This is a genomic window from Pseudactinotalea sp. (assembly GCF_048594945.1).
In the GTDB taxonomy this organism is placed as follows: Bacteria; Actinomycetota; Actinomycetes; order Actinomycetales; family Beutenbergiaceae; genus Pseudactinotalea.
Genome location: NZ_JBMDXJ010000263.1, coordinates 1 through 11,072 on the forward strand (window position 1 = coordinate 1; position 11,072 = coordinate 11,072).

Annotated in this window: 11 protein-coding genes; 4 read left to right on the top strand and 7 right to left on the bottom strand. The window is 70.4% G+C overall.

Annotated elements, in window-relative coordinates; all coding sequences use genetic code 11:
* Positions 1 to 1,707: protein kinase domain-containing protein (locus ACOJSN_RS11405; RefSeq protein ID WP_420112619.1), on the bottom strand; the 1,707-nt coding region annotated here is incomplete at its 3' end.
* Between the two features lie 103 nt (positions 1,708 to 1,810).
* On the opposite strand from ACOJSN_RS11405, the gene ACOJSN_RS11410 reads away from it, so the two are divergent.
* On the top strand, positions 1,811 to 2,620 hold the full coding sequence (locus ACOJSN_RS11410) for a hypothetical protein (RefSeq protein ID WP_420112620.1): 810 nt from the start codon (positions 1,811 to 1,813) through the stop codon (positions 2,618 to 2,620).
* A gap of 17 nt (positions 2,621 to 2,637) precedes the next feature.
* On the opposite strand, the gene ACOJSN_RS11415 is transcribed toward ACOJSN_RS11410, so the two are convergent.
* From ACOJSN_RS11415 to ACOJSN_RS11435, 5 genes are all read right to left on the bottom strand, one after another.
* Positions 2,638 to 3,198: a GNAT family N-acetyltransferase gene (locus ACOJSN_RS11415; RefSeq protein ID WP_420112621.1), complete on the bottom strand. Its 561-nt coding sequence runs from the start codon at positions 3,196 to 3,198 to the stop codon at positions 2,638 to 2,640.
* A gap of 25 nt (positions 3,199 to 3,223) precedes the next feature.
* The gene (locus ACOJSN_RS11420; RefSeq protein WP_420112622.1) at positions 3,224 to 3,901 is read right to left on the bottom strand and encodes a response regulator; all 678 of its coding nucleotides are present in this window, start codon (positions 3,899 to 3,901) and stop codon (positions 3,224 to 3,226) included.
* A complete protein-coding gene (locus ACOJSN_RS11425; RefSeq protein WP_420112623.1) occupies positions 3,898 to 5,115 on the bottom strand; it encodes a sensor histidine kinase in 1,218 nt (405 codons plus the stop codon). Before ACOJSN_RS11425 ends, ACOJSN_RS11420 begins: the two co-directional genes overlap by 4 nt.
* A 113-nt stretch (positions 5,116 to 5,228) precedes the next feature.
* The gene (locus ACOJSN_RS11430) at positions 5,229 to 6,065 is read right to left on the bottom strand and encodes an ABC transporter permease (protein ID WP_420112624.1); all 837 of its coding nucleotides are present in this window, start codon (positions 6,063 to 6,065) and stop codon (positions 5,229 to 5,231) included.
* Positions 6,062 to 7,012 (bottom strand): ABC transporter ATP-binding protein, encoded by a 951-nt coding sequence (locus tag ACOJSN_RS11435; protein WP_420112625.1) that lies wholly within the window; start codon positions 7,010 to 7,012, stop codon positions 6,062 to 6,064. The genes ACOJSN_RS11430 and ACOJSN_RS11435 overlap by 4 nt, the downstream gene beginning before the upstream one ends.
* A 292-nt stretch (positions 7,013 to 7,304) precedes the next feature.
* Between ACOJSN_RS11435 and ACOJSN_RS11440 the strand changes: the two genes are divergently transcribed.
* Complete coding sequence (locus tag ACOJSN_RS11440; protein WP_420112629.1) at positions 7,305 to 8,189, top strand: Bax inhibitor-1/YccA family membrane protein; 885 nt, start codon at positions 7,305 to 7,307, stop codon at positions 8,187 to 8,189.
* 100 nt (positions 8,190 to 8,289) lie between these two features.
* Complete coding sequence (locus ACOJSN_RS11445) at positions 8,290 to 9,258, top strand: acetylxylan esterase (RefSeq protein WP_420112626.1); 969 nt, start codon at positions 8,290 to 8,292, stop codon at positions 9,256 to 9,258.
* A gap of 36 nt (positions 9,259 to 9,294) precedes the next feature.
* On the opposite strand, the gene ACOJSN_RS11450 is transcribed toward ACOJSN_RS11445, so the two are convergent.
* Entirely contained in the window at positions 9,295 to 10,311 is a 1,017-nt protein-coding gene (locus ACOJSN_RS11450; protein ID WP_420112627.1) for a GNAT family N-acetyltransferase, read from the bottom strand.
* A 137-nt stretch (positions 10,312 to 10,448) separates the two neighbouring features.
* Between ACOJSN_RS11450 and ACOJSN_RS11455 the strand changes: the two genes are divergently transcribed.
* The gene (locus ACOJSN_RS11455) at positions 10,449 to 10,853 is read left to right on the top strand and encodes an FKBP-type peptidyl-prolyl cis-trans isomerase (RefSeq protein WP_420112628.1); all 405 of its coding nucleotides are present in this window, start codon (positions 10,449 to 10,451) and stop codon (positions 10,851 to 10,853) included.
* Positions 10,854 to 11,072: the final 219 nt, after the last annotated feature.

Consider the following 11,072-nt stretch of genomic DNA (forward strand, 5'->3'; position numbering starts at 1 on the left):
GACCTTGATCCCGAGGTCGGGGTGCGTGTTCGAGAAGTAGCCGTACGGAGCCGCCACCAGGATCACGTCGCCACTGTGCAGCGAGCCCACCTCGACCCCCAACGCCTCGGCGAGTTCCTCGGGGGCCAGCGACGTGGCGCCATCGAGGTTCGCCGACTCCATCGGGTTGAGTGAGACCGTCTCGCCGTCGCCCCACGAGGCGCTGTCGGTCGAGATGTCCGCGCTGAACGCGGTCGAGAGCGACTCGCCGTCACCGGTTTCCAGCGTGCGTGCCTCCACCTCGGTCGCCGCCGGCAGGCCGTCGGGGATCCGAACCTCATAGGCGCCGGTGGACGTGGCGGTCGCCTCCAGGTTGTCCACCGCGCGGCCGCTGTAGGTGGGGCCCCGGTTCGCCTGAGCGATCAGCAGCGACGCGACCACCACGCAAGCGACCACCAGCACCGCGATCAGCACGCCGTACGCGACCCGCAGGCGTGACCCACGCGCCGTTGGCGCAGCGGCCGCAGTGGCGACCTGGGCCCCCGCCGGCGGGTCCCACGGCTTCGCGCTCGAGCCCGACCACGCGGGGGCCGGCGGCTGCGCGAACGAGGCAACCTGCGCGACCGGCACGCCCGTGGCCGGCTGGGCCACGGGGCCCGGGTGCGAGGCGCCCGAGGTGACGGACCCGCTCCCGGGTGCTGCGCCGTCGTCGGGCGGTGCGAGGGTCGCATGACCCTCGGGGAGCATGATCGGCTGATCCTGCTGCACCCGCGTGGTCGGCTCCGGCGGCCGGGTGGGCGCGCTGCCGCGCGGCACCTCGAGCGGGGTGACCTCGAGACCCAGGTCGCGCTGCACGTCCTGCAGCGCCCGCCCCATGTCGGCGGCCGAGTCGTAGCGGGCGTCACGATCATGCGAGAGGCCCCGGCGCAGCATCTCCTGCAACGACGGCGGCAGATCGGGGCGCTTCATCGCACCGATGAAGCCGCTCTTGATCCGCCCGGTCAGGTGCGCGGCCGAGTTCGGGCCACCCGGCACCTCGTGCGGCGAGCGGCCTTCCAGCAGCGAGTACAGCGTGGCCGCCAGCGAGTACCGGTCCGAGCGGGCGTCCGAGACCGGCGTCTCCCAGAGCGTCTCCGGGGCCGCCCACGGCAGGCTCATGCCCACGGAGCTCTCACCGGTGCCCGGTCGACTGCTCGTGTGCATCGTCCGAGTGGACTCGGGCAGCTCCTCGTCGATCGTGGAGATCCCGAAGTCGGTCAACACCGGCACGCCGTACTCGGTGAGAAGGATGTTCGCCGGCTTGACGTCGCGGTGCACGATCCCGGCACGGTGCGCGGCCTCGAGCGCGCCCGAGAGCCGAATCCCCAGCGTCAGCACGTCCTTCACCGACATCGGGTAGTGGCGGTAGAACGCCCCGAGGCTGCCGCCGGAGCAGAACTCCATGACCAGATAGGGCTGGCCCTCGTCGTCCACGTCGGCGGCGTAGATCGCGGCGATGTTCGAGTGGTTCGACACCCGCGCCATGAGGTTCGCCTCAGCGGCGAACTGCTCACGCACGCCCTCGCTGAGGTCCTCGGTCCGCAGCACCTTGATCGCGACCTCGCGGCGAGGCATCTCCTGCTCGTACAGGTACACGTCGGAGAACCCGCCGTGACCGATCGGGCGGACATAGGTGTAGCCAGGGATCTCCGGCGCGGTGGCCGGTTCTTCCTGGTGCACCTCTGGCACGGCATCTCCGGTGCTCGGTCGTGGGTTCACGGCGCGCCGACCCGGACCTCACTCACGGGCGGCCACCTAGGCTGGTGGGAGTCCAGGCGATTGTAGGGGAGCCATGAGAGCACGAGTTGCCCGCGCGGGCATCGCCGGAGCACTGCTGCTGCTGGCCGGCTGCGCCAGCGCCGACCCGGTCAGCTCGTTGGGTCCCGCTCCGGCGGATGCCGACCCGACCTCGCCGGTCGCAACCCTGACCACGCTGCTCACCGAGGTGTACGCGCACGGGCTGGACGCCTCCGCCACGCCCACCACGATCGTCTCGGACGGGGCGACCGTGGATGTCGCGGTGACCGAGCTCACGCAGGCCCTCGACCTCGGCGAGGGCGCGCGTGACTTCGCCGCCGCTACGGCGTTCGAGGTGGGTCTGGCCGACGACGGCGCCGTCACCGAGGTCCAGGTCGTCACCGCTGATCCTCAGGTCGTGGGCAGCCGCGACGGGATGGCGGTCGCCACCGTGGGGGTGGTCCTGTCCACCTCTCGTTCCTCGGGGCCGACCACCGAGATGAGCGTCACCTACGCGGTAGTGCTCGACGGCGACCGGCTGGCCGATGTGGAGCCGTGGGCTCCCGGGATCGACTCGGGGGTGGGGCTGGGCTCACCCACCGGTGCTGTGCAGCGGTTCCTCGACCTCGTGCACGGCGGCGACCTCGAGGCCGCCCGGTTCTTCTCCGACGGCACCAACACCGACACCCAGCTCCGGGTCCTCGCGCAGGCCACCGACGGGCGCACCACGCTCACCGAGGTGCCGCAGGCGCAGCTCGGGTCGGCGCACGTGGTCTATGCGCTCGACCCCGACGGCCGTGTGCTCGGCAGGTTCGAGGTGTTGCTCTCCTCGCCGGCCACGGTGATCTACCAACCGACCGCGTAGGCCGCCGCCCGGCCCGGTCAGGAGCGGGGCTGAGGCTGCGTCCAGGTGAGCAGGTCGAGCAGCATCGTGTGCGCGGTGCCGCCCTCGTCGCCGACGGCCACCGTGCGGAAGCCCGCCGAAGTGTAGAGCGCCGTGGCAGGGTTGGCCTTGTCGACACTGAGGCTGATCGCCCGGATCCCGGCATCCTGCGCACGGCTGGCGATGGTGCGCAGCAGCCCACGGCCGATGCCCCGGCCACGGTGGGCCGGCACCACGCCCATGCTCAGCTCGGGGATGTCGTCCGCCACGTAGCCGTGGCCACGCGCGCTGGCGCTGAACCGGCGCAGCCACGCCGCTCCGACCGGGATCTGCAGGCCACCCGGCCCACCGAGGTCCACGGCGATCACGCCGAGGTCGCCCTCGCGCTGCCACCCCGCCACGTAGTGCGCCAGCTGCTTGTCGCGCAACAGCTGTTTGCGGCTGACGCCCTCCTCGCCGGTCCAGTTGACGGCTTCGAGCAACATGTCGAGGAGGAACTCTGCGTCCTCCGGTCCGGCATCCCGGACACCGACAGGGCTCTGCCGGACCGTCTCGGTCATCGCTCGCCCTCCCATCTGCATGACATCAGGGACGAACGAGTCCGGACTCGTACGCGAAGATCACCGCTTGGACACGGTCCCGCAGCCCCAGTTTTCCCAGCACCTTACCGACATGTGTCTTGATCGTCGCCTCGGAGACCACGAACTGGGCGGCGATCTCGGCGTTCGACAGCCCGGCCGCGAGCGCCAGCAGCACCTCACGCTCACGGGGAGTCAGGTCCGAGAGCTCCTCTTCAAGGGCGTCCGAGGGTGCGGCGTGGTCCTCGCTGTCGGAGGGCAGCCGGGTCCCGAAGAGCTCGAGCATCCGCCTCGTCACGCGCGGCGCGATCACGGCGTCGCCGCGGTGCACGGTGCGTACCGCCTCGACGAGCTCGGCCGGTTTTGTGTCCTTGAGGAGGAACCCGCTCGCGCCGGCACGCAACCCCGCGAACGCGTATTCGTCGAGATCGAACGTGGTGAGAATAAGCACCTTGGCGTCCGGCAGCGTGGCGGTGATCTGCGCGGTGGCGTCGATGCCGTTGGTGCCGGGCATCCGGACGTCCATGAGCACGACGTCGGGGCGCAGCGCCGTGGCCATCGAGGTCCCGGTCGCGCCGTCGGCCGCCTCGCCGACCACCTGGAGGTCGTCCTCGGCCTCGAGCACCATCCGGAACCCCATGCGGAGCAACGACTGGTCGTCGACCAGCAGCACCGAGATCGTCATGGTTCCTCCGTGGGGATCGGGATCGTGGCACGCACGCGCCAGCCACGCTGGTGCGGGCCGGCCGTGACCGTGCCGCCGAAGGCGCCGACCCGTTCGCGCAGACCCACGAGACCGTTGCCGCTGCCCGGTTGCACCACACCGCTGCCCGCGTCGTTGGAGACCACCACGGTAGCGACGTCGTCGGCGCGGCCGATCTCGACGCGCACGGCGCTCGCGCCGGCGGCGTAGCGCAGCACGTTGGTCAACGCTTCCTGCACCACGCGGTACACGGTGAGCGTGAAGCGGGGCTGCTGCGGCAGCGGCGGGCCGGTGTCGACGCGTTCCACGGGCAGTCCGGCAGCGCGGAACCGGGTGAGCAGCTCGTCGAGGTCGCCGGCAGTCGGGGCGAGCGGCGCGTCACCGCCGAACGGGGTGCGATCAGTGTCCTCCGAGCGCAGCACGCCGAGGATCGAACGGATCTCGGCGAGCGCGTCGCGTCCGGTCTGCGAGAGCTCGGTCAGGGCCGTGCGGGTGCGGTCGGGCGCCTTGTCGAGGCTCGCTGCGGCACCGTCGGCCAGGGCGACCATGACCGAGACCGAGTGGGCGATGACATCGTGCATCTCCCGCGCGATCCTCGCCCGCTCGGCTGCGGTCGCGAGCTGCTCGCGCTGGTCGCGCTCGAGGGCGAGTCGGTTGGTGCGGTCCGCGAGGTCGCGCTCGTGGCTGCGGCGGGCACGGACGCTGGTGCCGATCGCGTGGGCCACGATGATCCACAACGTGGTGAACCCGATGGCGACAGCGAGTGCGGCCGGCACCGAGAGCTCCTCGCTCTCGCCGCCGTCGACCGAGATCTGAGACATGTCGCCGAGCAGATAGGTGGTGGCACCCAGCAGCACGATCGAGGCCAACGTGCACACCCAGGCGGTCTGCGGCGGCCGCAGCGATGCTGTGGTGTAGATCGCGAGCACCACGCCGAACTCGTGCCCGAAGGGGTTGCCCGCCACGATCGTGGTCAGCAGCGCGCAGGCACCGATGACGATCAGGACAGCAACCGGGTGCTGCCGCCGCAGCAGCAGCGCTCCCGTGACCACGGCGACGGTGACGAGGAACAGGCTCAGGGAACTGAGCGGAAGCTCGCCCAGCACCATCGCAGCCGTGACGAGGCTCGGCACCAGGTACCAGCAGGCCACCACGATGTCGGTCCCGCGAGGATGTTCGGCGAACCAGCGCCGCACCGGGCCGAGCCGCCGGGTCTGTAACGCGGTGAACGGCTGCGTGGTGGTGGTGGGCGCACCAAGAGCCGGCGCCGACGGGATCCCTCCCGCCGCCGCCGGCTCCGTCGGTGTGCTCAGGCGTCCCTCCGACGCAGGAGCACAGCGGCGCCGATCAGTGCGGCAGCCACCCAGCCGAGCAGGACCAGATAGCCCTGCCACGGCGTCAGGACGGTCTCGACGAGATCGCCCGTGATGAGGCGCTCACCCGCCGCGGACGGCAGGTAGGGCGCGATGTCCTGGACCCACTCCAGGGGCACCTGGCCGATGATCGGCAGCACGAGCAGCACGCCGAGAACCGCAGCGATGCCGCCGGCGGTGTGCCGCAGCATGGCGCCGACGCCAAGCGAGAACAGCGCGATCGCCGTCAGGTACAGCGGGACGCCGAGCAGCGAGCGCTGCACGTCTCCGTTGCCGAGTTCCACGGCCATGTCCAGAGGCTCGAGGATCGGGGTCGTGGCGAGCGTGGCCAACGCCACGGCGACCAGCCCGACGACGAAGCTCGCCGCCGCGACCACGACCGCCTTGGCGGCGAGGACCGGCAGGCGCGTGGGCACCGCCGACAGTGACGAGCGGATCTGCCCGGTGGAGTACTCGCCGCTGATCCGCATCACGCCGAGGACCACCAGGACGATCTGACCGATCGAGTACCCGAACGTGGCGACCATGGTGCCGACGGCCGCATCTGCCGGCATCGGTTGGCCTTGGTTCAGCTCAGGGTCTGCGGCGAAGCTCATCCCGGCAGCCATCATGAGCGAGAAGCCGACCATCACCAGCACGGTGACGCCGAGGATCCAGGCCGTCGAGCGCACCGAGAGGAACTTGATCCACTCGGAGCGGAGCGTGTGCAGGAACGAGACGTGCGCCGTCGTCGGGACTGACGAGACGCGTGCGGGGGAAGCGACGGCGGTCATCGGACTGTCTCCATCGAGGGGTCGGCTGCCGGTGCAGCAGCCAGGGATTCGGAGTGGTACTCGACCTCACCGGCGGTGAGGGTCATGAACGCCTCCTCGAGCGAGGCACTGAGCGGGGTGAGCTCGTGCAGCGGGATGCCGCGTGCGGCGGCAAGGTCACCGATCGCACTCGCCTCCACACCGGCCACCGTGAGCACCTCGGAGTCGGTGGAGGTGATCGTGACCTCGTCGCCGCGCAGGGCGTCCGCGAGCTCGGTGGCGCGGGGGCTGCGGACCTTGACGGATCCGGTGGTGCTCGAGGCGATGATCTCGCTGACGGAGCCGCTGGTGATGATGCGCCCGCGGCCGATGACGATGATGTCGTCGGCGGTGATCGCCATCTCGCTCATGAGGTGCGAGGACAAGAACACCGTTCGGCCCTCGCCTGCGAGGTAGCGCACCATGGTGCGGACCCACTTGACGCCCTCGGGGTCGAGGCCGTTGACGGGCTCGTCGAGCACGAGGGTCTTGGGGTCGCCGAGCATCGCGGCGGCGATCCCGAGCCGCTGGCCCATGCCGAGCGAGAAGCCGCCCACACGCTTGCGGGCGACATCGGTCAGGCCAGTGAGCTCGATGACCTCCTCGACACGCTTGAGGCCGATCCCGTGCGTGGCGGCCAGGGCGCGGAGGTGGTTGCGGGCGCTGGAGCCGGTGTGCACGGCCTTCGCCTCGAGCAGCGCGCCGACCTCCAGCAGCGGTGCGCGGTGCTGGGCGTAGGGCTTGCCGTTGACCGTCACGTGGCCGGCCGTGGGCCGGTCGAGGCCCAGGATCATGCGCATCGTGGTCGACTTGCCGGCGCCGTTGGGGCCGAGGAAGCCGGTGACGCGGCCGGGCTCGACACTGAACGAGACCGAGTCGACGGCCACCTTCTCCCCGTACCGCTTGGTGAGGTTCTCTGCCTCGATCATGAGCGTCCTTCCGTTGGTGCGCTCTCGCGCTGTCACGTCAACGGTAGGGCGCGGGGATGTCGCCGCACACCGGCCATGTGGCTGAGGTTGGTGACCGGCTCCCTCCACCGAACGGGTGAGGGCGTCATCCAGGGGACGCACCGCCGCCGGGTTCCCCGAAGAACCGGGAACACGGCGGCACGTGATCTCGTTGGGTTCGGTAGGCGGGTGTGGGCGCATATGCGCTCGGGGCCCGTAGCATGAGACCCCGGGACGCCGCCGTGGCGCCATGACCAGGAGGACACAGGTCCAGATGGCCAATCCGTACTTCAGCAACAGCGCGAACTTCGGGAAGAGCACGCCTCAACCCGGTGCCGTGGGCGTCGGCTACCAGCCGAACGCTCAGGGTTACGCCCAGCCGAGCCCCTATGGCACGCCGGGCACCTACGACCAGACCACCGACGCCCAGTTCCAGAGCGTCCAGGACGCGTACAACGCGCCGTCGGCCACCGCTGCCCAGACCGGCCGGCTCACCTACGACGACGTGATCATGAAGACCGCCACGGTCCTCGGGGTCATCGTGCTGACCGCCGCAGTGATGTGGTTCGGGTTCGCCAACGGGGTGATCCCCAGCGGCCTGATGATGCCGGTGCTGTGGGGCGGCCTGCTCGGCGGCCTCGTGCTCGGCCTGGTCAACTCCTTCAAGAAGGAGCCCTCACCGGCGTTGATCCTCGGCTACGCGGTCCTCGAGGGCGCGTTCCTCGGCGTGATCTCGATGGTGTTCAACTTCGCCTACCCGGGCATCGTGCTGCAGGCCGTGCTGGCCACGTTCGTGACGTTCGGTGTCACGCTGGCGCTGTTCAAGAGCGGCAAGGTGCGCGTCACCCCGAAGTTCACCAAGATCCTCATGATCGGGCTGGTGAGCTACGGCATCTTCTGCATCGTCAACCTCGTCCTCTCGCTCACCGTGCTGGGTGGCTGGGGTCTGCGCGCCGGCGGCTTCGGTCTCGTGATCGGCGCGATCGCCGTGATCCTCGCCGCGATGACGCTCGTGATGGACTTCGACCAGATCCAGCGCGGCGTCACCAACGGCGTGGCCCGCAAGTACGCCTGGTCGGCGGCCTTCGGTATCGCGCTCTCGCTCGTGTGGCTCTACCTGGAGTTCCTGCGGATCCTCGCGATCCTGCGCGGCGACTGACCCCGCCGCTCCCACCACCGCTTCGGGGCGATTTGCAGTCACCAGATGGCTGCGAATCGCCCCGAAGCGCTTTCCGGCGCGGGGCCGCTACGGTAAGCGCATGCCGCTGTTCGATCTGCCGCTCGCCGACCTGCAGACCTACTCTCCCGAGATCGCCGAACCGGCCGATTTCGACGACTTCTGGCAGCGCACGCTCGCCGAGGCGCGTGGCCACGACCTCGCGCTCGAGCTGACGCCCGCCACCTCGCACCTGCGTCACGTCGAGGTGTTCGACGTGACGTTCGCGGGCTTCGGCGGCCACCCGATCAAGGCCTGGTACGCCCGGCCGGCGCGGATCGAGGGCGACCTGCCCGTGGTGATCAACTACCTCGGCTACTCGGGCGGGCGCGGGCAGGCGTGGGAGACCACGCTCTTCCCGAGCGCGGGGTACGCGTACCTGCGCGTCGACTCGCGCGGACAGGGCTGGAACCAGGGGTTCCCCGGCGACACGCCGGACCCGGTCGGGCACTCGCCCGCGGTCCCCGGCGTGATGACCCGTGGTCTCGAGAGCCCGGAGACCTACTACTACCGGCGGCTGTTCACCGACGCCGCCCGAGCCGTGGACGCGGCCCGGGAGATCCCTGGGAACGCACGTGACGCCGTCGTCGTCTCCGGTGGCAGCCAGGGTGGCGGGATCGCGATCGCGACCGCGGCGCTGGTCCCCGACGTCGCCGGACTCATGACCGACGTGCCGTTCCTGCAGCACCTGCGCCGCGCCGTCGAGATCACGGGCAACGCGCCCTACAGCGAGATCACGGCCTACCTCGCGGCGCACCGCCACGCGGCCGAGCAGGCGTGGCGCACGATCTCCTACATCGACGGCGCGAACATGGCCACGCGCGGCCGGGCGCCGTCGCTGTGGTCGGTGGCGATGATGGATGCCACCTGCCCGCCCTCCACGGTGTACGCCTCCTACAACCGCTACGGCGGCCCCAAGGAGATCGAGGTCTACGGCTACAACGGCCACGAGGGCGGCGGCGGCTTCCAGACTGGTCGCCAGCTCGCGTGGCTCGCTGATCTGCTCGGTTGAGGCCCGACGGCGCAGCGGCGGTCTGGTCTGTCGCGCTCAGCCGGGCGTGAGGTCCTTCTGCCAGCTCTCGGTGACGTAGCTGGTCTCCCAGCCGAGGGAGGAGTACAGACCGTCGGCGCCGGTGGGGGAGTCGGCGTCGACCTCGAGACCCACGCGGTTGCGGCCGCGCTCCGAGGCGTCGGTGATCACGGTGGCGAGCAGCGCCTTGGCCACGCCGCGACCCCGGGCGAGGCGGTCGACGCCGATGTAGCTGACGTAGGAGCCTTCGGTCCCGCTCGCGTCCGGTGGTGACACGGTCGAGACGAGCGCACCTGCCACGAGCTCGCTGCCCTCGTGCTCCACGGTGGCTAGCCACCAGTGGTCCCACCGGTGCCCGGCGTCCTCACGCAGCCGCTGCACGAACTCCCCGAAGCTCTCGCGGTAGGAGTTGAAGTGGTCGGCGAACGAGCGCTCCAGCACACGGTGCACGGCCTGCAGGTCCTCGGCGTAGGGCATCGTGGTGCCGTCGCCGAGGTCGTGCGTGCGCACGCGGCGCACGGTGACTCCCTCGCGGCCATCGAGCCGTTCACCCGGCGGCACGGGGCGGCTCATGTTGAGCCAGCGGCGGGCGCGGTGATGTCCGTGGCGGGTGAGCCAGGCCTGCAGGTCGGCGTCGCTGGCGTCCACGAGGATCTCGAGGCGGGTCGAGGTCAGGTCTCGGCCTCGGGCGATGGCGGTGGCGGTCGCGTCCAGCCAGTCGAGGAGGGCGAGGGCGACCTGCTCGGCGTTCGGCAGGGATCGGTCGACGTGCAGCACCAGGTCGGTCCGCCCGCCCGCGCGGTCGTGCGCGCTCGCCCAGGCGAGGATCGCGCCGGAGGCGTCGGTGACCACCCGCTGATGCCGCGTCCACGAGCCGATACCCACCGCGGTCGAGCGGACCGCGTCGACGTCCGAGCCCCCGTGGCCCCGGATGTGTCTCTGGATCCTGCTGACCAGGTCCGCGAGCGCGTCGACATCGTCGGCGCGGATGTAACGAGCCGTCAGGCCGGGCGGAAGCACGGGGAGATCGCTCACGCGTCCATCCTCCCGCGCCTTCCAGCATTGAACGCGGTTTCAATCGGCCTATGAGACGCCAGAGGTCGATTGAAACCACGTTCAATGCCAGGAGTGTGGAGGTCGGGGAGGTGGCAGCGGCACGTAGGGTGGAGGTCATGAGTGAGAACCTCCCCACCGCCAGCGGCTCCTTCGGCGACAAGCCCGAGCTGACCTTCCCCGAGAACGCGGCTCCGGCCGACCTGCAGGTGCAGGTGCTCGAGCAGGGCAGCGGCGCAGCCGTCGAGTCCGGCCAGACGATCGAGGTCAACTACCTCGGCCAGGTCTGGGGCGGCAGCATCTTCGACAACTCCTACGACCGCGGTAGCTCGATCGAGTTCCCGATCGGTGTGGGCCGCGTCATCTCCGGTTGGGACACCGGCCTCGTGGGTCAGCAGATCGGCTCCCGCGTGCTCGTGAGCATCCCGCCGCACGAGGGTTACGGCCCGATGGGCAACCCGCGCGCCGGTATCCGCGGCGACGACACGCTCGTGTTCGTCGTCGACATCCTCAACGCCCGCTGACAAGGGCGCGAAAAACGCACGACGGTGCGCTGCGCACGTATCAGGTACGTGCGCAGCGCACCATCGTTGTCTTTGGCTACTCCCGCCCGAGCACCGACTCCTGGCTCGGCAGCTCGTCCTGTCGCGCGATCCCGACGGGGCACGTCATGCCGTTGGGCTCACACATTGCAATAAGTACCCAATGTGAGGCACCCTTGCCCGCGTGAGCACAGCAGTCAT

What these genes read in the sequence shown, in the direction of transcription:
- ACOJSN_RS11410 (WP_420112620.1), top strand. Translation starts at nt 1,811, where the DNA reads ATGAGAGCACGAGTTGCCCGCGCGGGCATCGCCGGAGCACTGCTGCTG.
- ACOJSN_RS11415 (WP_420112621.1), bottom strand. Translation starts at nt 3,198, where the DNA reads ATGACCGAGACGGTCCGGCAGAGCCCTGTCGGTGTCCGGGATGCCGGA.
- ACOJSN_RS11420 (WP_420112622.1), bottom strand. Translation starts at nt 3,901, where the DNA reads ATGACGATCTCGGTGCTGCTGGTCGACGACCAGTCGTTGCTCCGCATG.
- ACOJSN_RS11430 (WP_420112624.1), bottom strand. Translation starts at nt 6,065, where the DNA reads ATGACCGCCGTCGCTTCCCCCGCACGCGTCTCGTCAGTCCCGACGACG.
- ACOJSN_RS11435 (WP_420112625.1), bottom strand. Translation starts at nt 7,012, where the DNA reads ATGATCGAGGCAGAGAACCTCACCAAGCGGTACGGGGAGAAGGTGGCC.
- ACOJSN_RS11440 (WP_420112629.1), top strand. Translation starts at nt 7,305, where the DNA reads ATGGCCAATCCGTACTTCAGCAACAGCGCGAACTTCGGGAAGAGCACG.
- ACOJSN_RS11445 (WP_420112626.1), top strand. Translation starts at nt 8,290, where the DNA reads ATGCCGCTGTTCGATCTGCCGCTCGCCGACCTGCAGACCTACTCTCCC.
- ACOJSN_RS11455 (WP_420112628.1), top strand. Translation starts at nt 10,449, where the DNA reads ATGAGTGAGAACCTCCCCACCGCCAGCGGCTCCTTCGGCGACAAGCCC.